Raw genomic sequence first — 24,778 nt, 5'->3', positions numbered from 1 at the left:
CAGTGTGGCCGATCACCCTCTCAGGTCGGCTACCCATCGTCGCCTTGGTGAGCTGTTATCTCACCAACTAGCTAATGGGACGCGGGACCATCTTGTAGCGCTTAGTCGCTTTGACTCCTATACCATGAGGCATTAGAGCTTTATGGAGTATTAATCCCGGTTTCCCGAGGCTATCCCCCTCTACAAGGTAGGTTTCCCACGCGTTACTCACCCGTCCGCCGCTAAGATTAGCTTATAGCAAGCTATTTGCTAATCTCCGCTCGACTTGCATGTGTTAGGCACGCCGCCAGCGTTCGTCCTGAGCCAGGATCAAACTCTTAAGTTAAGTTTGTTTATCCTAGCCAGAATCTTCTGGCTTATTATTTGTTTCAAAAGAATTAAGGTTTTGCCCTTACTTCCTTACACTGTTCTATTTTCAAAGATCAATTTCTTTGTCGCCTTTTCTTGCGGCGACTCTTACTATTATATAGCCTGGCATTTCTTTTGTCAACAACTTTTTTTATTTCTTTGGAAGAAATTCTTTGAAGTTGTTTCCCAGGCTATCCCCTACTGTAAGTAGGTGCTGTTTCGTCCCTTGCTGGCGACTCTTACTACTTTAACAGGTTTCTGCAAAGCTGTCAACAGCTTTTTTCTTTTTTCTTATTATGCTGTTTATTTTGCCCTCTCTCGGAGAGCTTTTATAGCTTATCATGCTTCTTCTCGCTTTTCAACTGGAAAATTAATGAATTTAAAGTAGCTATTCTAGTTTATAAATAAAGTCTTATAGAATACAATAAGATGAGATAATCTTATTTAAGATTATCTCAATAAATAGTCTATAAAATTGTTTGTATTTTATGGATTGATTATATTTAGAAGATCTTTATTTTCTAAATCATTTGGTATATTAATGTAGCTTTCAGGTACTCTCCCAACTATCACTGTCTCGGCTATAGGTACATTGGATATAATTTCTACTGCTTTACTAGATAAGGGTGCGATAATTTGAACTTTTGTTGTTACTTTTAGATAGATTCTATGTATGGTCTGATTAATTCCCGCCTGTTCAAATTCTGTATAAAAATCTACGATTACTGAACCTGCTGGTATAATTTCTATATCAAATTTAGGACCATAGCTGGATAAAACCTGACTTCCTAAAATATTTCCCAGTGGAATTCTAAGTATTTTATTACTAACCACCTTCATCTTATTTTGAACTGCCGACACGATATTTGACGACATCATATTTATAGCAACGGTATTGGCTTGCATTAATGTTATATTTCCTTGTTCATCCTTCATAATATCAATTAAATCATTATAGTTTATATCTGTTGCTAAGACTTCGCTTATCCCATCGTTAATTGCTTGGGTACCGATAATTCTTGCTTGCACTTCTGATAAAGCCTCCACTGTAGGTCTAATTTGTCTATCTACAAATATAAATGCATATATAATAATAACTATAGATATAAACACCACAAAGAAGGTTGTAAACTTTCTTTTATTTCTCAATCCCCTTTTTACCATCTTAGTTTCTTCCTTCCATCTATAATACTATCATTATATGTGTTCCCTCTTCTTATTGATTCATTTATTTGATTTATATATAAAGTATGCATATTTGATATAAATTTCCTATCATTTATTGCTTATATGTTATAATTGTTATTATAATATGTGGTAATATAGAATATCATTATTTATTTTAGGAACTTTTAGTTCTTACTCTATTAAAGGAGGATAAGACATGTCTGACGATCAACAAAAAAATAATAAAAGAAAAGGGAATAAAAAGAAGAAATCAGGAATAAATTTTTGGCGTTTATCCCTGATAATTATCTTATTAGTTACCATTATTGGGGCAGGTACTGTGGGTGGTGTCGTATTTTCCTACATTAGAAGTGCTGAACCATTGAATAAGGATAATTTCGTTTATATGGAACCATCCGTCATAGTAGATAAAAATGGTGACTTTTATCAGGAGTTACAAGGGAAAGAAAAACGTGAGGTAGTTTCCATTGAGGATATACCTGATATGGTTCAAAAGGCTTTTATATCTATTGAAGACGAACGTTTTGAAAAACATAAAGGATTTGATATCCAAGGAATTGGACAAGCTGTCTTACAGGGTATAAAGGCTGGCAATCTTAAAACTGCTGGGGGGAGCACGATTACCCAACAACTTATTAAACTCACTCATTTAACTTCTGAGAAAAGCCTGAAAAGAAAAGTCCAAGAGGTTTATTTAGCAACTCAACTAGAAAGGTCTATGACCAAAGAGGAAATTTTAGGTGCATATTTAAACAAAATCAACTTCGCCTATGCTCATGGTATTCAGGCTGCATCTGAGACCTACTTTCGCAAGGATGTCGCAGATTTAACCATAGCTCAAGCTGCTGTATTAGCAGCCATTCCAAAGGCACCATCTAGCTATAAGCCCTATATTATTGAGGAAAAAGAAGATGGTAGTTTTGGGCTTGCTTATGAAGAAGATGGAAAAACTTTGATTTATTCAGATAAAAACAAAAATAGAGCATTAACCATAATTGCCAAGATGAAAGAATTAGGTCATATTAATGATGAGCAATATAGTGAAGCACAAGAACAACTTAAAAACAACCAATTTGGTTTAGTGGAACCAGTGGATCCTCCTATTTATTCTTATTTTACTGATGCAGTATATGATCAAGTAGTAAATGATTTAATGGAAAAATATAATTATAATAAGGAAGAAGCTACTAGTTACTTAATTAATAGTGGATTAAAGGTCCATGCTACTATAGACCCTAAAATTCAATCTGTTATGGATGATAATTTTAAAAATGACAAAATGTTTCCTAATCAGTCTTCCGCAGCGAAACAGGCTTCTATAGCCAAATCCCAAGAAACCGGTGAAAATATTAATTATACCCCTGAGGGGGCTATGGTAGTGATTGATAATAAAACAGGACATGTAGTTGGCATCACTGGGGGGAGAAATAAAGAAAGAAATCGATCTTTAAATAGAGCCCTACAACATTTTCAGCCTGGTTCATCGACAAAGCCTTTAACTGTCTATGCTCCTGGAATAGAAGAAAAATCTATTACTTTAGCCACTACCTATGATGATGTCCCTATAAAAATAGGATCATGGAAGCCTAAAAATGCAGGGGGCGGACATGGGGGAATGACCACTGTCCGGAATGGTTTATTTAAATCTACAAACATAGTAGCTGTACAAGCTTTAGAAGATGTTGGTGTAGAAACATCCGTACAATACGGGAAAAAATTTGGCTTAGATATTGTTACAGAGGGTAAAGCAAATGATTTAATTCCCAGTGCCTTAGCTTTAGGAGGATATACCCATGGTCAAACTCCTCTAGACATGGCGAGTGCCTTTAGTGCTTTTCCCGCCCAAGGTGCTAGATCTGAACCTACTTTCTATACCAAAGTAGAAGATCGAAATGGCAATATTGTCCTAGAAAATAAATCCGATAAAATTCAAGTTATTTCAGCCCAAACAGCCTATTTATTAACTGATGTACTCAAAGATGTTCCCAGGGGAGGGACAACCAATATTTCAGTACCTGGAGTGGACATCGCCGGAAAAACTGGTACAACCAATGAAAATATGCATGCATGGTTTGTAGGATATACTCCAAATTATACAGCTGCTGTCTGGTACGGATATGACGAAAATAAAGTGGTTTCCAAGGGAAAAACCTATAGAATGAATATTGGTATATACGGGGGTTCTAAGCCTGGTCCTGCATCCATGTGGGAGTCTGTAATGAGAGGTATTCATAAAGACTTAAAAGGCCAAAGATTCCCTGGAAATCCTGGAGGAATTGTATCTGCTCAAGTGGATAGTGTGTCTGGATTAGCTCCTACAGAATTATCTGCCAAAGATCCACGGGGCTCAACCATAATTTCAGAATTATTCATTAGTGGAACAGTGCCCAAGGAGAAAGACAATTATCATGTTGAGTATGAAGTAGATATTACTACAAACAAATTAGCAACGGAATACTGTCCAGCTGAATTGGTACAGTCAAAAGTATTTATCAAAAAGCCCGATAATCGTTTCCCAGGATCAGTGAAACCCCTCAATGCTAATTATGTTCCAAAAAATGAACAAGATGTTATTGCTCCTGCTGAAAATGATTTTTGTACTATCCATGGTCAAAACTCTTCAGAAGAGATACAGATTTTTGCCCCTAAGGATAGGATTCAGATTGGTGAGGAACTCCAACTAGAGGTACGGGGACATGCCAGTCATGGTGATCAGATAAAAATAGGAAATATACAATATTCCTCTGATAGTGATGCCGTTCAAATCCTTGATCCAAAAAGTGGGCTAATTAAAGGACTGGCCCAGGGAAGCGCCAATATAACTGCCCAGGTACAATTTAAATATAAAACCCAGGAAAATGGAGAAGAAGTAGAAAAAGATTATACCAGAACAGCTTCCATAACCATTAACGTAGATGATGCTATACCCCAAGAATTGAAACTTAATAATACAATACACAAATTAAAAGATAATCAATATAGGGTTATTTTAAAACCATCTCTCAAAAACTATTCTGGAAGCTTTGATATAGTTTTAAATCCAGTAAATATGAATTTAAATGCTACTTCATTTTCTGTTCAGTCAGGTTCATCTCAAACCATTGAAGTGGATATTACTGGATCTAAGCCTTCTCTTCTCGTCACTGTAGGCGCCGGAGACCAAGCAAAGAACTGGAATATTACTGGTTTTAGCTATAGTGCCGAGCCAGACAAGGAAAATGGCAACAACAATAATGAAAATGACACTCCTTAGTTCCAATAAGGCAAATAAAAACAAGAGGTCATGACCTCTTGTTTTTATTTGTTCTATTATTACTGTCTGTTGAATGCCATTGTTTTTCATCATGATGACTACTTAAAATTATTTCCATGGCTTTAGTAAGAATTGGCGCGCCCATGATCCAATCATCCTTCCCCATCATTTTTCCAGGATCTCCAATGCCGATTATGGGGTAAATATCTAATTCTCGTAAAATGTCCACTGTATCGCCTTTAAGTACTTTCTTCTTGGTTTTTTGACCATATTTATTTACCACAGACTTACTTATTTCCCCAGAACCTGTCACTGAAAAATGTATCTTGGTTCCTTTGGCATAATGAGTATTAGAGGCAACAGCAATTACTCCCAATATTTTTATATCTTGATCTTTATAAATTTCTAATAAAGCTTTTTCTCCTTCTCCCATTCCGATATCGCCATTATCATCCAACATAATTACTACAGGATCATGTTTTGCTGTCTTTATTAATCTAATAATTTCTTTGCCGGTTAACACTGTAGGATTCCCCGAAGAGTCTGAAATACAACGGCCACCAATATTGCTTGTAGCTATCTCTACCGCTCTCTTTGCTATTCTGTCTCCATCAGTAACAATGATCACTTCTCTTTTTCATGTCATATTATCCCGCCTAGACCTTATATTTATAAAAATGCTTCAAAAGTATGGATCTACTCATTAAAAAACCATAATAGGATTGTACTCAAATATAATTTTATCCATAAAGTCCTGAATAAAACCAAAATACTATGGAGCCTAACATCTTGCCTAGAGCTATGGATACAATAATAGGTTTCACATATCTCTCCACCTGTAATCTTTTGGTCATAATAGGCATAACATTTAAAACTTCTGTTAGGGCTGCCGTAAATAATCCTACAAATATTCCTATAAAACTTCCCAGTAGCACCGCAAAAATATTTCCCAAGGGAAAGTTAATATCGAGAAGATAAAACAATGAACAACTAGTACTTCCAAGCACCAATAGGATTTCATATAAACAAGAAAGTCTTTGATTATTGGTAAGTTGGGCTAGGCGAGGAATGATATCCAGTATAATTAAGAAGGATGTAAGCGCTGTGCCTACCACCATCCCCCCCGATATTGAAACTATAGTCATAAGAAAATACTTTAGCCAACTCAATTTTTACTCTCCTTTTTATTATTTCTCATAAAATCATCAATATTATTTTGATAGGAATCCATCTCCAAATCCAAGGGACTGGGTTGATCTGTTTTCCTTTTTTTGGGAGATAGATGATTGAAGAATACCATCATTCCTATCCCTATCCCAAGGGAGTAGGGAATAGCTATCCACAAGGGTTTTTCTACATTTTTGCCTGTCACCATTTTATAAAAATTTTTCTGCGCCTCCACCATATTGACATCTGCATGGAAATTCATCATCGTTACTCCAGCGCCAATCAATAGTAACAAACATACTAAAACAATTTTAATTTTTTCAAATATTGTAGTTTTTATATTTTTTGTTTCTTCTACTTGTATCAGTATATCCTTTTCATTTAAAACATAAATATAAAGCTCAGGAAAGCTATTTCTTATCTTGTCAAGCACCATGACTAGGCTTACCACAAAGACGGTTTTTTCATAAGTCCCCTGTAGGATTTCTATATTTTTTACTTTTTCTATTAATTTAGCTTCTCCAATAATTTCACATATATCTTCTACATATATGGAAGTACCTTGTATTATATTAAGCTTTTCTTTGGGTTGTAAATATATCATATTTTCCCCATTCTCCATTTCTTCTTCCTCCTATATCCATAACTAATTTAGCTTTTTTGGGCTGGTTTTCTATAGCTTTATTCTGTATTATTACAAAGGAAAGTATTCCTATTGCAACTAATGTCACGATAATGAAAAATGAAATGTAGTGTTTTTTCATTTTTATTTTCACCCCCTACTCTCTATCTTAGTATGAACAAAAAAGAAAAAAAAAGGCATATGCCTTTTAATTTTTCATCGCTTCCTTCATTTTACCCAATATTTTCTTTTCAATTCTAGATACCTGCACCTGTGAAATTCCCAATTTTTTAGCAATTTCCGTTTGGGTTTTATCTTGAAAATATCTCATCACAACAATTTGTCTTTCTCGAGCTTCTAATTGTGAAATCATTTGCTTTAAGGTTAAAATTTCTACTAGATTATCATCCTCTACATTTTCATCACTAATTTTATCTATTAATAAGATAGGTGTTCCATCGTCTTGGTGAATAGTATCGTAAAGATATTCAGGAGAGTATCCAGCTTCTAAAGCCATAGCAATTTCTTCTTTTTCCATATTTAATGCACTTGCAATTTCCTCCAAGGTTGGATCTCTATGTAATTTTTTAGATAGGCTTTCTTTAACTGCATGAATCTTTTGATAGGTTTCTTTTAAAGAACGACTTACCTTTATAATCCCATCATCTCTTAAAAACCTTTTAATTTCTCCCATAATCATGGGCACGGCATAGGTTGAAAATCTAACTTCATAAGATGTATCAAAATTTTGTATTGCTTTTATCAGTCCTATGCTACCTAATTGAAATAAGTCCTCTCTTTCATTATTTCTATTTTGAAACTTTTTTACAATACTCCTGACAAGGCCTAAATTATAATATACTAGTCTTTCTTGAGCGTTCTTATCGCCCTTTTGAGCTTGCTTTATTAATTCTATGGTCTCCTCATGGCTTAATAATTTACCAGTTTTTTTATGGGATTTTTCCTTCCACTCCATCATTATCTACTCCTCATATCTTTTAACCCACACTTTTCAATTCTTTAATCATTTTTATTCTTGTCCCTTGTCCCACTTCTGAATATATTTCTATCTCATCCATAAAGGATTCCATAATCGTAAAACCCATTCCGGAGCGCTCAAGTTCTGGTTTGGAAGTATATAGAGGTTCTCTTGCTTCATTTATATTTAAAATTCCTCTTCCCTCGTCTGATATCTCTATTTCAATCCTGTTCTTAATTATGTTGCATTTTATTTGTACTATTCCCTTATCATCTTCATAGCCATGAATGATAGCATTTGTAACTGCTTCAGAAACCGCTGTTTTGATATCGGCAATTTCTTCAATTGTTGGATCTAGCTGGGCAATGAATGCTGATACTACTACTCTAGCAAATGCTTCATTTTGAGATTTGCTAATAAACTCTACCTTCATCTCATTTCTAAATTCCATTTTATGCACTCCTTTATATATTCTCCAATGCTTGTTCTTTGCTTTCAAATTCTTTAAGTATTCTCAATAATCCTGATATCTCAAACACTCTTCTAACTTGGGAGTTTATTTGATAAACTCCGGCTTGTCCATTCCTTTGTAAAATCTTCTTATATCTTCCCATCAATACCCCTATTCCAGAACTATCCATAAAGCTAAGCTCTGAAAAATCAAACAAAATATTTTTCACTGCATTATTATCTAATTCATGATCAATTTCATTACGAATTTCCTCAGCAGTATGATGATCTAACTCCCCCCGTATTTTTACTATAAGTGTTTTGTTATTAAGCGACAATGATAATATCATCTTTTTCCCTCCTAACTTCTATTCCCTAATATCTTCTCTAAAAATATAATTTCTCCTTCAAAGAATTTTGTATCCTTTTGTCGCAAAAAGTAAAAAAGAGAATATAATTCTCTTTTTAAGGTAAATTTATAATTTCTACTCCTGCAATTGCTTCCTCTATTAAGGCATCCGTATCTAAAATTTCCTCAGATAATATAATTTTTTCTAGTTTTGGCTTTGTTTCTGGATGCTTTGGTACAAATACAGTACAACAGTCTTCATAGGGTAATATTGATGTATTGTAGGTATCTATTTTGTGGGCAATATCCATAATTTCCTGCTTATCCATACCAATTAACGGTCTAAATACTGGCATAGATACCGCCGAATTCGTGACATTTAAACTCTCCAAAGTTTGGCTAGCTACTTGACCTACGCTTTCCCCAGTAATCAGTGCCTGAGCACCTTCACATCTGGCAATTTCTTCTGCGATCTTCATCATAAACCTTCTCATAATTAATGTGGTTTGACGTTCTTTGCATTTTTGGCCAATTTCCGTTTGTATCTTGGTAAAGGGTACAATAAATAATTTAATGGGTCCAGAATATTGGGTAAGTATTCTTGCTAGATCAATTACTTTTTCTTTGGCTCTTTCACTGGTGAATGGGAAACTATGGTAGTGGACAGCTATTAATTCCACCCCCCGTTTTGCTATCATATAGCCAGCAACTGGACTATCTATCCCTCCAGATATCAGTAAAGCTGCTTTACCATTAGATCCTACAGGCAAGCCTCCTGCCGCCGGAATAATTTCATTATAGACATAAGTATTTTCTCTAACTTCAATGTATAATTTTATATCTGGCTGGTGCACATCTACCTTTAGATTTTCCGTGTGATGTAAAATATACCCTCCTATATTTCTACTGATTTCTGGTGATTCAAGAGGGAAGGATTTGTTTCCCCTTTTACTCTCCACCTTAAAGGTTTTTATCTCTTCTTCTTTTTCCTTCATTATTGTAAGAGCTACTTCCTTTAACCTATCCATATCATTATCTATCCTATAGGCCGGACTAATAGATATTACACCAAATACATTTTTTAGGGATGAAATGATGTCTTCTACATCCTCATTTGCACATGTTAATAAAAATCTTCCCTGAATTTTTTGAAACTTTACTCTCTGAAACTTCGCTAAAGACGCCTTCATATTCTTTAATAGTTTGTCCATAAAGTAGGAACGATTTAAACCTTTTAAACTAATCTCTCCGTATCGTACAAGTATAACCTTCTCCATAGTATTTACCTCCCAATAATTCTTCTTAAAGTGACTATATTTTCTTTTAATATTTTAATAAAGGTTTCCATTTCTTCTATCGTATTATATGAGGAAAAACTAATCCGTATAGTTCCCATTAGTAAATCCTTTGAAAGTCCAATATTTTTTAGCACATGACTTTGCCCTTTATCCTTGGAAGAACATGCCGAGCCAGTAGAGACATAAATCCCCAATTGTTCTAAAGAGTGTAGCAAAACCTCCCCCTTTATATCTTTGAAGGAAACACTCAAAATGTGAGGAGCTACCTCCTCAGGACTATCTGGTCCGTTTATCACCGCCTGGGGTATCTCATGGATAATTCTGTATTTAGTTTTTTCTCTCAAATCATATAAATAAGATCTTTTTTCGTTAAACTGATCCTTTAGACTCTCCACAGCCTTACCTAATCCCACAATACCGGGGACATTTTCAGTACCAGAACGCAACCCACTCTCCTGTCCTCCCCCTATAGTTAAAGGACTTAATAAGATATTTTTATTGATAAAAAGAGCTCCTACCCCCTTGGGTCCATGAATCTTATGACTACTTATTGTCAATAAATCAATGGCCCATTCCTTAGGATAACAGGGCACCTTACTAAAGGCTTGCACCCCATCTACATGGAATATGCATTGAGGATTGTGTTCTTTGATGATACGACCAATCTTTTTAATGGGTTGGATGGTCCCTATTTCATTATTCACCATCATCATGCTTACAAATATAGTGTCTTTTCTTAGGGTACCTTTTAATTCCTCAAGATTGATTTGACCTTGATGATTTACTGGTAAATAACTCACTTCAAATCCCTCTTTTTCCAAAGCCTTAAAAACATTTAATACCGAGGGATGCTCAATTGTAGAAGTGATAATATGTTTTCCTCTCCTTTTATTTCGAATAACCGTACCTCTAATAGCAATATTGTTGCCTTCAGTGCCACCTGAGGTAAATACAATTTCATTTTCCCCTACTTTAAGAAAATCAGCAATTTCTTTTCTGGCATATTTGATACCTCGCTCAGCTTCTATACCTTTTTTATGTAGGGAGGAAGGGTTACCATATTCATTTTTATAATATTCAACCATGATTTCTATCACATCATCTAAGGGTCTTGTTGTAGCACTATTATCTAGATATATTTCTTGCATGAGAAACGTCCTTTCAATAAATATTATTCACTTTCACTCATTTTCATTTGTTTTAAGCAGCTAGGCTCATTTATTTCTGCTTCATCTTTTATTATTTTTGAAAAAATCCATGTCAATAAATAGGCTCCTATTAACCTTCCAAAAAATAATATGGGAAAATTCCCCCCTACTGTCCAAAATATAAATGTATCCTCAAATATAGCATGACAGGCAACCAGAAATATCAGAATAAGAGATACTTCCCTTTTATTTACTTCACCTTCTTCTACACTATCTATCATAATTCCAGATCCATAGAGAATGCCAAAGGATATACCCACCAACAGAGGAAAAGTTGCTTGGTTACCTAATCCTATTTTTTTCAATATAGGGGCAAAAATAGGGGTTAATTTATCAATCCATTGATAATATCTAGCAAATTCTAAAACCACCATCAATGGAAGGATAATCAAAACCATATTTAATATTGTAGAAGCACTCCCCAACAAACCTTCTTTCAAAATACTGCTAATAGAGGCATCAAAAAAATGCATATTCATTTCTCCCTTATTATTATTTACCATAAGATATTTAATATTAAAGCACTAAAAACTGCCATACCGACTCTAAGGATATTTATTTTAGAAAGGCTCCCTCCCATTTTTTTAACAACCGCTGATTCTAATAATAAAGAATGGGAAAAGGACAGCATTAAGGTCAAAATTGTTATTTCCTTAATAGAAAAATTTAATGCTGGTATGCTTCCAACGGCAGCATAAGGACTAATAAGATTGCCCATGACCAATACCAAGGCCGCTTCCCCCGGTAGTCCTAAAAATTGTAATAGAGGTTCAAAATATCCTGCAATAATGGAAATTATCGGTGTATGATTTAAAAAGGTTATCACAATATATATAGGAATCACCGCTTTTGTCAGTTGCCAAGTAGTGATTATCCCTTTTTTTACTCCTCCTTGTACTATTTCTATCATTTTTTTCCTCCCCTAGCATCAAATTTTATTTAGTTCGCCTAATTCATCATATCCAAACCCATCATTTTTTTCAATAAAGGAATAATTACATGATCTAAAGAAGCAAAGGTAGCTCTAGGACTACCCGATAAATTAATAATCCACTTTCCCCCTAGTTTGCTAATAATTATTCTAGGATTTTTCTTGATTTCAGCATAGATAATCTTTGTGGGAAAATGCTTGTGTAGATCTTTCGTATAATCATATTTTCCATCTGCCATTCCTCCAGTAGTAATAATAATATCTGCATGATCAAGCCATTTGTTAATTATTTTTACAATGTTTATTAGATTATCTTCTACATGGTCTATGGCAATAACTTCTCCTTTATATTCAATAATATCTGCTGCTATAGCATAACTAGTGCTATTATAAATCGTTCCTCTTTCCCATGCACTCCCCACTGTTTTTACTTCATCACCCGTAGAAATAATTACAACCTTGGGGACTTTATATACATCTATATACTGATATCCTTGATTAGTAATATCAAATATTGTTTTTCTATCAATAGTTTGATTTTCCCTTGCAACTACTTCTCCTTTTTTCCATTGTTCTCCTTGATAAGAGATGGTTTTTAATTGTGGGTTTATTTGTTTAATCATTATTTTATTTCCAAAAATTTTTACTCTTTCATGGGGGACAATATATTTTGTATCCTTAGGTATCTCAGCACCTGTCATTATGTAAAATGTAGTACCCGGTTGTACTGGCTGGTTAACAAAATGACCAGCTCCAATTCCTCCTAGCATTTCTAAGGTCAGAGTATCATTCTTACTCAAGCTATAATAATCCTCTTCATGAATAGCAAATCCATCATAAATAGATTTAGAAAAGTTGGGAATATCCATTGAAGCTCGTATCATCTTTGCGTTTATTCTTCCTATGGCCTTTAATGCTTCTACCTTTTCTATGTTACACAATTGGATATTGTTCTCAATACTATTGATGATTTTATGGTGATCCATAATTCCAATCTCCTTTTATAGCAAGCTGTTTTTCATCTTTTTATAATATCATAGTTATATTTCATTTTCATTAAATATATGTTTTTAATATTTCTTTTCTTATTCTTTATTATATTTTTATTTTTATGAAGTTTAGAGGAACAATTTTGGTCGTATTGATAAAAAAAGCTAGTGGATTAGATATCCACTAGCTTTTTTTACTAATACAATATAATTCCTGGGTTCCATCTATATAAAACAATACCCTTTCTCCCCCAGGAGACCAGTAAAATGTTTTTGGATAGTAGGGAGCTGATTTTAAAATTTCTTTTTCCTTTGATGCTCCTTCACCAAATACAATAACTTTTCCATCTAATTGTTCCCGATCATTATCAAGGTTTTTTAAATAAATATATGAATCCTTTTGATGAGACAATTGATATACATAGGGAAAATCAATGTTGCTTTTTACAGTTTTTAGTTTTCTACTTTGGGTGTTTAGCAGATATATATTATTTTCAGATACAATCTCTTCCTCTGACATAAATTTGGAAGATAATCTCACCAAAAATTCATTTTCATTAACTTGACTGAGAATCCCGATTTCGTCCATAGACTGTAATTGAGGAGTAAGGTTTTTTATTTTCCCAGAATAAATATTTATAGCCAACAATCCCGTAGTAGTTTCCTCTTCCCCACTATCTCCTGTTCCAGCATGAATATTTGCCAAAGCAAATAAATACCCATTATTTAAGTAAATTAATTGTTCTATGGTATATCCTTCCTTGGCAATATTATTTAGAGTACTCCTATTCCCTGACTGTAAATTAATAAGATAAAATTCCTCTTTTTGATTCTCTACCGTATAAAGAATAACTTCCTTATTATTTCGAGACCATGTTAAATTTTTTATTAGCTGATGCTCTTTGGGCTTAAATATCTGTTTTGTTTCTTTGGTTTTAATATCAAAAATATTTAAGCCTTTGGCATCTTGATAAATGACTTTTTCCATATTCCGATTAGGATAAATGTTCCATCCCTCTTCAATAAGAATATCCTTGGTATTGTCATCAAAATGATATGAAATTAGTGCATTGTCTTCCTGTGCTAATATTCTCTTTTCATCTATCCATCCTAAGGCGTTTAAATTTATTTTTTGCTTGGAAAGGATAAAGTCATTCGTAAAATTTTCTGTTATGGGAATTATACTTTCAAACATACTTTCATAGGATTGGGTTTGATTGGTAATTACCTTCTTTTCTGTAACTATTTTTTCTTCATCATAATGGGCAACAATCCATACTTCCTTAGTAAAAGGGTGGGTATTCTGATAATCAAAATTCCACTGGTTGCCAGACTTCTTTCCTTCTATTACTTCTTCTGTCCTTTCCTGTCCCTGGTCTTGCATATACAGCTGTACATTGCTAGCTTTAGGAGCTTCAACGCGCATAGTGACATCATTGTTGACAATAAATTTATTGTCCTGTATGTCTAAATACTGGATGGAAAAATCACTAACCTGCTGTATTTTGTTGGTATTATTACAACCCATCACAAATGCCATAATACTGAGTACAAATACTAGAGTAATTGTTTTTTTATACACGTCTCTAACTCCCCTTCTTCCTGTGATTACTATAATTTTAGCACAAGTGAGATTCTATATCATATTTACCCTTTATATAGTACCATATTCTTATTATACAACAAAGTGACCATCGTCGCCCTAGTGAAATAGAAAAGCTTACTCCCTTACGTACGAGATGAATTTTTCTATTATAAAATAAAACAAGCTTCAGTATTTTCTACTGAAGCTTGCAGGTTTATGCTAAAGATGCTGCCTTTTTATTTAATTTCTTTTTACGCATTGTTTGAGAGATAATCACAAAGGCTAAAACAACAATACCAATGATATCAGAAATCATTTCAGGATATAAAAGGGCCAATGAAGCACCTAACATCGGTATCCTTTCATAAAATTTACTCTCTGTAATTAAATAATTTTCTACTGCACTAGCCAAGCATATAATGCCTAAAATGGCTGTAAAGATTACAGGAAGAATTTCTAGGAATGTTGCATATTGAATGACCCCATTTTCAATGATCGTACCTTTTTTAATTAGCAGCAATGCCGGATTATAGGCAAATATATAGGGCACTACAAAGGCGGCTAAGGCCAATTTCACAGCCTGAAAACCTGTTTTCATGGCATTGGCGCCAGCAATACCAGATCCCGCATAGGCTGCCAGGGCCACAGGAGGGGTAATATCCGCTACTACTCCAAAATATAAAATAAATAGATGGGCAGCCATTAGATTAACATTTAATGTAGTCAATGCTGGTACTGCCATAGTGGCCAAAACAATATATTTTGCTGTAGTTGGTAATCCCATGCCTAGGATAATAGAGGCAATCATGGTAAATAACAAGGTCAAAAATAACTTACCACCAGCAAGGGTTACAATCATGTTAGCAATATTTAATCCCAATCCCGTAAGGGTAACAACCCCTACTACGATCCCAGCAGTTGCACATGCAGCCGCAACAGATATAGAGCTTTTAGCTCCTTGTTCTAAGGCATCAATAAAGGCTTTAACATTAAAACTTCCATCTTTTTTGATCAAGGATGCAATGGTCGCTATCACTACAGATATAATAATGGACCAAAAAGCTGAATATAAAGGCGTATACCCTTTAATCAAGAAAAACACAATGGTAACTAGAGGGATTAATAAATACCCCTGACTTTTCATCACACTTCCTAACTTTGGAAGCTCTGATTTTGGTAAACCCTTCAAACCTAATTTTTTTGCTTCTAAATGAACCATAGTACCCACGGCCATGTAATATAATATAGCAGGAATTGCTGCCGAAGCAATAATTTTAACATAGGGAATCCCTGTAAATTCTGCCATGATGAATGCTGCCGCTCCCATAACTGGTGGCATAATTTGGCCTCCTGTAGAAGCTGTAGCTTCTACAGCACCAGCAAAATAGGGTTTATATCCTACTTTTTTCATCAATGGAATGGTGAAGGCTCCGGTTGTAACTGTATTGGCCACAGAACTTCCAGATATGGATCCCATAAATCCACTGGCAACCACAGCCGTCATAGCCGGACCACTGCTTAGACTTCCCGTCAAGGCATAAGCTAAATCAATAAAAAATCCTCCTACACCGGTTTTATCTAAAAATGCACCAAAGAGAATAAACATGAATACAAAGGTAGCGGAAACTCCTACGGGTGTTCCCAATATTCCCTCAGTAGTAAGGTACATATGAGAAATAATTCTTTCAAAACTATATCCCCTGTGAGCTAAAAGGCCTGGGAAATTAGGGCCTAATTTACTGGCATAAATTAAAAAGATAATGGCTACAATGGGTAATTCAGGTCCCACAGACCTTCTCGTGACTTCCAAGATAAGTAAAATAGCCAAACTTCCAAATATAAGATCTATGGAATCAGCTTGCCCTCCTTTAGCTACAATCCCTTGAAAGTTTATAATTAGATAACCGAAAACAGTTACTCCTAATGCACATAGAATATAATCATAAAATGGAATTTTATTTTTGGAAGCCTTCTTAGAAAAAGGGTATATTAGAAATCCTAGAGCCACAGTAAACACTAAATGCAGTGCCCTTTGCTTTACTGCCAGTAAAGTACCAAAGGCAGATGTATATAGGTGAAATATGGACATTGCAATAGCCATCAAAGTAATGATCAATCCAACTTTGCCGATTAACTTACGTTTATTTCCTTCTTCTTTATCAAATTTTTCTAATAGATCTTCTACATGATGTTCTGCCTCTATGGCATCGGTCATTAGCAATTCATTTTTATTATTGGCATTACTACTCATTTTTTAACCTCCTTTATTAAATATTCGTATATAGGCATTTTTTTGGCTTGTATAAGAACAGGATTAAATGGTTTAGTTATCTCATTTAAGTGTATTTCTTTATTTTTTATCATTAGTCTGTGATCAGCAATCACAGCCCCTACTCTATAAATCAATGGTTCTATTTTTTGATTGTAATTGGTAATGTTCATACCCTCTTTTCCTAAAGAAAATTTATATTCTGTTGTTGCAGGTAATCCTGCTCCATAGGAAAAGAATATGGTTTCTTTTAAAAATATTTCATTGTTATTTTCTATATAGTAAATCTCATACCATGGTGTCCGCTCAACCGAATGGGTAAAACAAACTGTAAATTTTTCTCCGTTTTTGACAGGAAAACTTTTTATGATTTTTCCATTCTTTTGATCAATTATCATTAATCTATGAATGGGAAGAAATAGTCCTAAAATAAAAAAAATAATGATTAGGCCATAAATATATCTTTTCATAAGTAGTCGGGTATTGGAAATCCAATACCCGTCCCTCCATTTCTTTCAAATCAATTCCCTATTTAACTCCTTTTTCCTGATAATATTTTAAAGCTCCAGGATGTAAATCAATGGACATTCCAGTATTTGCATCCTCTACCTTAATTAATTTGCCTTTTTCATGTACACTTCCTAGTTCATCTGTATGTTCAAATATTGATTTTGTTATATTAAAAACCACATCTTCATCTAAGTCCCCTCGTACAGCTAACATTGCCATGACAGCTGCTGTAGTTATATCTTCATCTTGTCCTTTATAGGATCCTCCAGGTATAGTCACTTCGGTATAGAAGGGATATTCTTCTTGCAAGGTTTTAATCTTGTCTGTCTCTATTGGTACAATTACTATATCTGTCACTGTGGATACCTCTGTAATTGCAGCAGTAGGAATACCCGCAGTTACAAAAGCTGCATCAATCTGTTTGTTTTTTAATTGTTCAGCTGCTTCCGCAAAGGATAAAGGATCTATCTTGCCTAAATCATCAAAGCTAAGCCCATAGGCCTCTAAAATTTGTTTTGCATTGGCTTCAGTCCCAGAACCCGGTGCACCAACAGCAACTTTTTTTCCTGCCAAATCAGTAACACTGGTAATGCCTGAATCCTTGGCTGCAACCAATTGAATAACCTCTGGATATAGTATTGCTAAACCCTTTAGATTGTCATATTGACCTTCATCAATAAATTTTTGTAATACTGTTCCAGTTGCTGCATAAAAAGCAATATCATTTTGTATTAAAGCTAAATCGCTTTCCTTTTTTTGTATTAGGGTAGCATTTTCTACTGAGGCACCGGTAGCTTCTGCCTGTGCTTTTACATTGTCTACATTATTCGTAATGATATTAGCAAGTGCTCCCCCCAATGGAAAATAAGTTCCTGATGTACCACCAGTGGCCAAGGATAAGAATACAGGACTTCCTGCGCCTCCCTCATTACTCCCTGGAGTAGAGTCTCCTCCACTGCATCCCATGGCAAAGGAAATAATCAGCGCTAAACAAAGCAATAACGTAACAAATTTCATTTTTTTCATATAAATTCCCCCTTTAACATATGTTCCCCACATCATAAAGCAAAGTTTAGAATAGTTATTTATATTCCTTTAAGCAAACAATAATTCCTTTGATTCTATCTGTATACAACAAATATGAAATTTTTACTTTGCAAACTTGCAGGTTTTTTATATTATACACATTTTCCTAAGTGAGGTCAATAAGATAAAAATAAAAATCAGATTTTCATCTGATTTTTATTTTTATCTTATTCATTTTCATTATCTACTGATTCTACTGAAGTTTCAATAGGTGAATCAACCTCGTCATCTTCTTCAACTTCCATAGCTGCTTCTGAAACCAATATTATTGTTTCATCAGGATTGGATAATATCTTTACTCCTTCTGCAACATTAATATCACCCACTTGCAAAACATCTCCTATATCCATATGGGAAATATCGACCCTAATAACCTGGGGTATATCTTGGGGCAACGCTTCAACATCAATTTCCTGTAATTGCCTTTGCAATATTCCCCCTTTACTCTCTACTGCATTTTGTCCTTCTATCTGAATAGGAATACTTAACTGCATAAACTCGTCTGCCGCTATCGGTTGAAGATCAAAATGCAATAACTGTTGTTTTACAGGATCCCTTTGCACTTCTTTAATAAAAACTTGCCTGGAATTTCCTTCATAACTTACTTGTAAAATAGCATTGGATCCATATCGCTTTAAAATATTACTAAAATCCTTAGTCAACACCTGCACGGGGTGACTATCTCCGTTATCATATAATACCCCTGGAATAATTCCCTGATTTCTTAATCTTTGTTTTTCACCTTTACCCCCTACATCATTTCTTTTGTTTACTGCTAATGACACTTTATCCATAATTTATTCCTCCCTTTTATTGCTATTTAAATCATTCCCTATTCCTCAACTATTTAAACAACTTTTGTTTTTTTTATGCTACAATAGGTATATATTATAATATAGATGGTATAAGATAGATTAATTAATCGTTTGATTCTACTGTTTTCAGTTCTTAGGAAGGAGGGATTGTGATGAGAGTAGAAAGAATTCACGATAATAAAATAAGCGTTTTTTTAAGTATGGTGGATCTCAAGGAAAGAAATATTAAAATGTCTGATTTATCACCTGAAAACTCAGTAATTCAAGAATTATTCTTGGATATCCTTGAAGAAGCTTATATACAACAAGGATTTGAGGTTGAGGGATATCAATTATTTGTGGAGGCTAAACCATTGCCCAATTATGGGTTTCATATAAGCATTACAAAGTTTGAAGATGGCGAAGAATTAGAAGGTGATTATTCTTCCGGCTATTTTATTAATGAAATAGGAGACTTTTACTCCCATAGTATAGATCATGAAATGAAGAGTGAACTTGTTTATAGCTTTACTTCTATAGATTCTATCCAACCTTGTATGAAGGTGCTGAACAAATATTCCTTTGCTGAAACCAATTTATTTCAGCTAGAAGATAAGTATGTCCTATCCCTTTGGGACCTAGATTTTGATCAAGACATTCTTTCAATAGTTCATGCCTATCTTTTAGAGCATGGAGAAAAAGAATATTTTTCAATTGCCTATTTAAAAGAACACGGAAAACCTATTATAGAAAATAATGCATTAGAAAATCTTAATAAATATTATAAGGCAGGATATTAATATCCTGCCTTATAATATTTATTGGAATTTATTTTTTATCTTTTCTATGTGAAAGATTACTTTCTCTTCATCAATCATAGTTAATTCTTTATTTCTTAGTATCCAGTTCCCATTTACCATTACATTTTCCACCTGAGAAGAATGACTAGAATAAACAAGATGGGACATTAAATTGAATTTAGGATAAAATGTAGACTCTTTCATACTGAGCATAGTCAAATCTGCCCTTTTCCCTACCTCTAAAGACCCGATTTCCTTCCAAGATAGGGCTTTAGATCCACCTATCGTTGCCATGTCTAAGGCTTGTTGTGCAGTAATGACTGTGCTATCTTCCATAAATCCCTTATGGAGTAGAGCCGCTAACCGAATCTCCTCCAGTAGATCCAAGTTATTATTACTAGCTGCGCCATCAGTCCCCAAGGCTATATTAACACCCTTGTCCAACAGTTTTGGTATAGGGGCTAACCCACTACCTAACTTTAAATTACTACCAGGATTATATACAATACTTACAGGATTGTTTTTCAATATTTCTATATCTACATCAGTCAGATGTACTCCATGGGCAGCGACTACAGGATGCTGAAAAACTCCCATGTCCAACATATGTTGCACTGGGGATTTCCCATAGGCTTTTTGGCAATTCTCCACCTCCATTCGAGTTTCAGATAGATGGGTGTGAATTCCCATATTAAACTCCTGCACCATATTTAACAATTCTTCCCAATAGGAGGGTTCGCAGGTATAAACCGCATGAGGTCCTGCCATTATCTTAATTCTACCTTGAGCTTCATTGTGCCACTGTCTATAAAGAAGCTTATTTTCCTCCAAGCGTTTTAATGATTTATCATCGGGCCCTTGTAAACCCCTAGAAAGACAAGCTCTTATCCCGCTTTCTTTCACAGCTTGGGCAGTTTTATCCATAAACATATACATATCATTAAAAGTAGTGGTTCCGCTCTTTATCATTTCAATTATACTCAATAAAGAGCCCCAATAGGCATCTTCATTGGTTAATTTGTCTTCTTGGGGCCACATTTTTTCAGAAAGCCAGGTCCATAAGGGTAAGTCATCGGCATATCCCCTTAGTAATGTCATCGTTACATGAGTGTGGGCATTGATGAATCCAGGGGTTATGAGATAATTATCTCCCTCTATGATTTCAGCATCCATAGGAATTTCTTTATATTGATCCATGGGGCCGATTTCAATAATATTTTCATCCTGTGTAATTAAATATCCCTTTTCAATCATGTCTCTATTTTCATTTTGTGTAAATATTGTAGCATTCTTAATTATTCTTTTCATTTACTCACCTCCTGCCTTATTTCCCTCTAAAAGTAGCATCATTTCACGGGCAAAATCCTCTACATATTGTTCTTTACCGTGGTGCAGATTTCCAAAAATGCTTAATAACATATTTTTTAAAAGTAAAAAGCTCAATCCTTTAACTTTTATTTGTTCTTCCCATGCTGACAGGCGCCTAGGAGATTGATGAAAATTTCCAAAGGCAATGTTGATTTTTCCCCCACGATATAAGGCAAGGGAAAATCCCGCAGGAATTTGATCTTTTATATTTTCATTGACATATACACCTGTTCCAGGCATATAAGGTATGTACAAGGTCTTAATAATTTCTCCATCAATCAACCTCTTCTCAGTTGGCAGACTTAAAAATTCCTCTACATTGAGAGTTCTTACCCCTGTTTTATAATGATAGATTTCTATATATGCCTCTAATACTAACAAGATAGTGCCAAAATACGGCATTGGATAAACCTTATTACAAATGTTTCCCACTAGGGTGGCTCGATTTCTTGTGGCGCTACCACCAAATTTATAGGCATTTTCCATTAAATAAGAGAAGGGTTTAAATATCCCCTCAATTTTACCCAACTCATTGATCGTTATGGCTCCCCCAATTTCCAATCTTTCTTTTTCTTTATAATTTAATCTCTTTAGTTCAGATATTTCCTTAATATCTATTAAAACTTCAGGATTAAACATCTCCTTATCCATTCTATAGATAACATCTGTGCCTCCATTTAAAAGCACTGCTTTTTGACCATATTTTTCAGCCCATTGGCTGGCTTGTTGTAATGTTTGTGCCTTAAAATACTCCACTAAATACCCTCCTAGTATATTGACCGTTTTTTATAGTATATATCAAATAAATAGTTAAAAAAAGAAATTTACGGAACTTCTGCTCCGTAAATTTCTTTTTAACTATTTTCTTCCATAAGCCTTCCAAAGGATTTCTTCCATTTCGCTGATTAGAGGCATTCTAGGATTGGCAGGAGTACATTGATCCTCAAAGGCATTTTCAGCTATTTTATATACTTTTTCTTCAAATATTTTTTCTTCAATACCACAATCCTTAAAAGAAAGTGGAATATTCACCTTTTTCATCAGGGTGATAATTTCTTGTATTAGATTTTCTACTCCCTCTTCGGTAGTTTTTGCCTTTAGTCCTAAATATCTAGCAACCTTTGCATATTTTTCTGCTGCTTGATGATATTCATATTTAGGGAAGGAAGCAAATTTACTAGGTTTTTGGGCGTTATAATAAACTACATGGGGTAATAAAACTGCATTGGCTCTACCATGGGATATATGGAACTCTCCCCCTATTTTATGGGCCAAACTATGGTTAATTCCCAAAAACGCATTGGTAAAGGCCATACCTGCAATGCAGGAAGCATTGTGCATTTTTTCCCTAGCAATGGCATCGCTACCATCTTGATAGGCTTTAGGAAGGTATTCAAATACCAATTCAATTGCCTTTAAAGCTAAACCATCAGTATAATCTGAAGCCATAACTGAAACATAAGCTTCCAAAGCATGGGTTAAAACATCTAGTCCCGTGTCTGCGGTAACAGAAGGCGGTACAGTCATGACAAAATCCGGATCTATAATGGCTATATTGGGCGTTAATGAATAATCCGCTAGGGGATATTTTATATTGTTTTTCTTATCGGTTATTACTGTAAAAGAGGTAACTTCAGAACCTGTTCCACTTGTAGTAGGAATTGCAATCAATTGTGCTTTACTTCCTAACTTTGGAAATTTAAAAGTTCTTTTTCGGATATCTAAAAACTTCATACGCAAGTTTTTAAAATCTACTTCTGGCTGTTCATAAAATAACCACATGCCTTTAGCGGCGTCCATAGCTGATCCCCCGCCCAATGCGATTATTCCATCGGGTCTAAATCTTTCCATAGCCTTTGCTCCATTTATAACAGTTTCTACAGAAGGATCTGGCTCTACGTCAGAGAATACCTCGGTAAGGATATTTTGTTTCTTTAAATGATATAAAACCTTTTCCACATATCCCAAATCTACCATCATTTGATCAGTAACTATCATAGCTCTTTTTACATTTTCCAGTTGTGATAAATAAGCTATGGAGCCAGGTTCAAAATAGATTTTTGGAGGTATTTTAAACCACTGCATATTGGTCTTTCTAAAGGCCATTCTTTTTTTATTTATTAAATTATCTATATTTACATTGTCTGTGGTTGAGTTATTTCCCATTGAACCACATCCTAAAGTAAGAGAGGGTATATTCGAATTATAGATATCTCCAATGGCTCCAAAGGTAGAAGGAGAATTTACTATTAATCTTCCCACCCTAACTTTTTCTCCAAATTCTTTTATAATATGATCATCATTAGAGTGAATAACTGCCGAATGTCCTAGTCCACCAAATTCTGTTACTTCAATACATCTTTGAATCCCTTCATGAAAATCATTCACCATATAACAAGCTAATATAGGACTGAGCTTTTCACCGGAAAGAGGATAATTTCTTCCTACACCTTGTAATTGAGCTATCAGAATCTTAGTTCCTCTAGGCACTTCAATTCCAGCCATTTCAGCTATTTTCTCTGCACTTTTACCTACGATATCGGAATTTAATATTTTCTTTTCTTTTATAAAAGCAGTGGACTGTAATTTTTTTGTCTCTTCTTTATTTAAAAAGTAACACCCATTTTCTCTCATAAATCTTATGGCCATATCGGCAATCTTTTTATCTAAAATTACTGTTTGTTCTGAGGCACAAATCATTCCATTATCAAAGGTTTTGCTTAGAATTAAATCAGTAACAGCCCTTTTGACATTGGCACTTTTCTCTATATAACAGGGTACATTCCCAGGTCCAACCCCTAAAGCTGGTTTACCGGAGCTATAGGCTGACTTTACCATCCCCCCACCGCCAGTAGCTAAGATTAATGCAATATCATTATGCTGTATTAAACTTTGAGTTGCCTCAATAGATGGGTCTTCTATCCATTGTATGCAATCCTCAGGGGCTCCTGCCTTTATTGCTGCCTCTCTTAGTATTTCAGCAGCTCTTTTGCTACATTGTTGAGCACTTGGATGAAAACTAAAAATAATTGGATTTCTTGTTTTTATTGATATTAAGATTTTAAACATAGTGGTTGAAGTTGGGTTAGTTACCGGAGTTATACCGGCTATGATACCAATAGGTTCTGCCACTTCCATATAACCCTCTTCTGCATTTTCTTCAATAACCCCAACCGTTTTTTCTTCCCTAATTTTATTATATATATATTCAGTGGCAAAAAGATTTTTAATCATTTTGTCCTCATAAACCCCTCTATTGGTCTCTTGGGTAGCCAATTTTGCTAATATCATGTGATGATCTATTCCTGCCAAAGTCATATTTTTGACAATTTCATCTACATGATTTTGATCCATCGTTAGGAAAGCATTCTTGGCAATCTTTGCTCTTTCAACAAGTTGATTGATTGTTTCCTCAACAGATAAGTTTTGTTTGTTTATATCTTTCTCTAAAATAGCCATTTTAAACCCTCCAATTGTTATATTTTTAACTAATGTTTGCTAAAAAAAATGGTGGTTCGGTTGTATACTTACTTCCTTTCTTGTTTATTGGGATTTTTTTCTATTTATTTCCCTTGATATAAAAA

The 24,778-nt window shown here is 34.4% G+C and carries 23 protein-coding genes and 1 rRNA gene; 2 read left to right on the top strand and 22 right to left on the bottom strand.

Going from position 1 to position 24,778, the window contains the following annotated elements; all coding sequences use genetic code 11:
- A 16S ribosomal RNA gene (locus NSA47_RS02215) occupies positions 1–325 on the bottom strand; the annotation flags it as partial.
- A gap of 509 nt (positions 326–834) precedes the next feature.
- A complete protein-coding gene (gene yunB, locus NSA47_RS02210; protein WP_257529226.1) occupies positions 835–1,497 on the bottom strand; it encodes a sporulation protein YunB in 663 nt (220 codons plus the stop codon).
- A 235-nt stretch (positions 1,498–1,732) separates the two neighbouring features.
- Here yunB and NSA47_RS02205 point away from each other — a divergent pair, with 235 nt between their 5' ends.
- The gene (locus NSA47_RS02205) at positions 1,733–4,789 is read left to right on the top strand and encodes a transglycosylase domain-containing protein (RefSeq protein WP_257529225.1); all 3,057 of its coding nucleotides are present in this window, start codon (positions 1,733–1,735) and stop codon (positions 4,787–4,789) included.
- A gap of 28 nt (positions 4,790–4,817) precedes the next feature.
- On the opposite strand, the gene NSA47_RS02200 is transcribed toward NSA47_RS02205, so the two are convergent.
- The 17 genes from NSA47_RS02200 to NSA47_RS02120 all read right to left on the bottom strand — a co-directional run bounded on the left by NSA47_RS02200 (position 4,818) and on the right by NSA47_RS02120 (position 19,026).
- Positions 4,818–5,417, bottom strand: a complete 600-nt coding sequence (locus NSA47_RS02200) for a stage V sporulation protein AE (protein WP_257529224.1) — start codon at positions 5,415–5,417, stop codon at positions 4,818–4,820.
- 112 nt (positions 5,418–5,529) lie between these two features.
- Positions 5,530–5,958 carry a stage V sporulation protein AB gene (locus NSA47_RS02195; protein WP_257529223.1) on the bottom strand — a complete coding sequence of 143 codons (429 nt, stop codon included), beginning with the start codon at positions 5,956–5,958 and terminating at the stop codon, positions 5,530–5,532.
- The gene (locus NSA47_RS02190) at positions 5,955–6,578 is read right to left on the bottom strand and encodes a stage V sporulation protein AA (RefSeq protein WP_257529222.1); all 624 of its coding nucleotides are present in this window, start codon (positions 6,576–6,578) and stop codon (positions 5,955–5,957) included. Before NSA47_RS02190 ends, NSA47_RS02195 begins: the two co-directional genes overlap by 4 nt.
- Complete coding sequence (locus tag NSA47_RS02185) at positions 6,529–6,720, bottom strand: hypothetical protein (protein WP_257529221.1); 192 nt, start codon at positions 6,718–6,720, stop codon at positions 6,529–6,531. Before NSA47_RS02185 ends, NSA47_RS02190 begins: the two co-directional genes overlap by 50 nt.
- Positions 6,721–6,786: 66 nt before the next feature.
- Complete coding sequence (gene sigF / locus NSA47_RS02180) at positions 6,787–7,557, bottom strand: RNA polymerase sporulation sigma factor SigF (protein ID WP_373370294.1); 771 nt, start codon at positions 7,555–7,557, stop codon at positions 6,787–6,789.
- Between the two features lie 19 nt (positions 7,558–7,576).
- Entirely contained in the window at positions 7,577–8,008 is a 432-nt protein-coding gene (gene spoIIAB / locus NSA47_RS02175; protein ID WP_257529220.1) for an anti-sigma F factor, read from the bottom strand.
- A 13-nt stretch (positions 8,009–8,021) separates the two neighbouring features.
- The gene (gene spoIIAA / locus NSA47_RS02170; protein ID WP_257529219.1) at positions 8,022–8,357 is read right to left on the bottom strand and encodes an anti-sigma F factor antagonist; all 336 of its coding nucleotides are present in this window, start codon (positions 8,355–8,357) and stop codon (positions 8,022–8,024) included.
- A 115-nt stretch (positions 8,358–8,472) separates the two neighbouring features.
- Positions 8,473–9,633: a tRNA uracil 4-sulfurtransferase ThiI gene (thiI, locus tag NSA47_RS02165; RefSeq protein ID WP_257529217.1), complete on the bottom strand. Its 1,161-nt coding sequence runs from the start codon at positions 9,631–9,633 to the stop codon at positions 8,473–8,475.
- A gap of 5 nt (positions 9,634–9,638) precedes the next feature.
- Complete coding sequence (locus tag NSA47_RS02160; RefSeq protein ID WP_257529216.1) at positions 9,639–10,802, bottom strand: cysteine desulfurase family protein; 1,164 nt, start codon at positions 10,800–10,802, stop codon at positions 9,639–9,641.
- 23 nt (positions 10,803–10,825) lie between these two features.
- Complete coding sequence (locus NSA47_RS02155) at positions 10,826–11,335, bottom strand: nucleoside recognition domain-containing protein (protein WP_257529215.1); 510 nt, start codon at positions 11,333–11,335, stop codon at positions 10,826–10,828.
- A 23-nt stretch (positions 11,336–11,358) separates the two neighbouring features.
- A complete protein-coding gene (locus NSA47_RS02150; protein WP_257529214.1) occupies positions 11,359–11,772 on the bottom strand; it encodes a nucleoside recognition domain-containing protein in 414 nt (137 codons plus the stop codon).
- A gap of 38 nt (positions 11,773–11,810) precedes the next feature.
- Complete coding sequence (locus NSA47_RS02145; protein ID WP_257529213.1) at positions 11,811–12,779, bottom strand: molybdopterin-binding protein; 969 nt, start codon at positions 12,777–12,779, stop codon at positions 11,811–11,813.
- Between the two features lie 187 nt (positions 12,780–12,966).
- A complete protein-coding gene (locus NSA47_RS02140; RefSeq protein WP_257529211.1) occupies positions 12,967–14,364 on the bottom strand; it encodes a hypothetical protein in 1,398 nt (465 codons plus the stop codon).
- A 217-nt stretch (positions 14,365–14,581) separates the two neighbouring features.
- On the bottom strand, positions 14,582–16,618 hold the full coding sequence (locus NSA47_RS02135) for a TRAP transporter permease (protein WP_257529210.1): 2,037 nt from the start codon (positions 16,616–16,618) through the stop codon (positions 14,582–14,584).
- Positions 16,615–17,034, bottom strand: a complete 420-nt coding sequence (locus NSA47_RS02130; RefSeq protein WP_257529209.1) for a DUF1850 domain-containing protein — start codon at positions 17,032–17,034, stop codon at positions 16,615–16,617. Before NSA47_RS02130 ends, NSA47_RS02135 begins: the two co-directional genes overlap by 4 nt.
- A gap of 130 nt (positions 17,035–17,164) precedes the next feature.
- The gene (locus NSA47_RS02125) at positions 17,165–18,172 is read right to left on the bottom strand and encodes a TAXI family TRAP transporter solute-binding subunit (RefSeq protein ID WP_257529208.1); all 1,008 of its coding nucleotides are present in this window, start codon (positions 18,170–18,172) and stop codon (positions 17,165–17,167) included.
- A 227-nt stretch (positions 18,173–18,399) separates the two neighbouring features.
- Positions 18,400–19,026 carry a 50S ribosomal protein L25 gene (locus NSA47_RS02120; protein WP_257529207.1) on the bottom strand — a complete coding sequence of 209 codons (627 nt, stop codon included), beginning with the start codon at positions 19,024–19,026 and terminating at the stop codon, positions 18,400–18,402.
- A gap of 173 nt (positions 19,027–19,199) precedes the next feature.
- Between NSA47_RS02120 and NSA47_RS02115 the strand changes: the two genes are divergently transcribed.
- Positions 19,200–19,826, top strand: a complete 627-nt coding sequence (locus NSA47_RS02115; protein WP_257529206.1) for an adaptor protein MecA — start codon at positions 19,200–19,202, stop codon at positions 19,824–19,826.
- An 18-nt stretch (positions 19,827–19,844) separates the two neighbouring features.
- Here the strand turns inward: NSA47_RS02115 and NSA47_RS02110 are convergent, their stop codons facing one another.
- The 3 genes from NSA47_RS02110 to adhE form a co-directional block, all read right to left on the bottom strand.
- Positions 19,845–21,134, bottom strand: coding sequence for an amidohydrolase (locus tag NSA47_RS02110; RefSeq protein ID WP_257529205.1), 1,290 nt, complete (start codon positions 21,132–21,134; stop codon positions 19,845–19,847).
- Positions 21,135–21,950 (bottom strand): FAD binding domain-containing protein, encoded by an 816-nt coding sequence (locus tag NSA47_RS02105; RefSeq protein ID WP_257529203.1) that lies wholly within the window; start codon positions 21,948–21,950, stop codon positions 21,135–21,137.
- Positions 21,951–22,052: 102 nt separating this feature from the next.
- Positions 22,053–24,653, bottom strand: a complete 2,601-nt coding sequence (gene adhE / locus NSA47_RS02100; RefSeq protein WP_257529202.1) for a bifunctional acetaldehyde-CoA/alcohol dehydrogenase — start codon at positions 24,651–24,653, stop codon at positions 22,053–22,055.
- Between the last annotated feature and the right edge of the window lie 125 nt (positions 24,654–24,778).

The organism is Irregularibacter muris (assembly GCF_024622505.1).
GTDB classification, from domain to species: domain Bacteria; phylum Bacillota; class Clostridia; order Eubacteriales; family Garciellaceae; genus Irregularibacter; species Irregularibacter muris.
The sequence above is the reverse complement of the archived record's forward strand: the minus strand, read 5'-3'. Positions and strand labels throughout refer to the sequence as shown.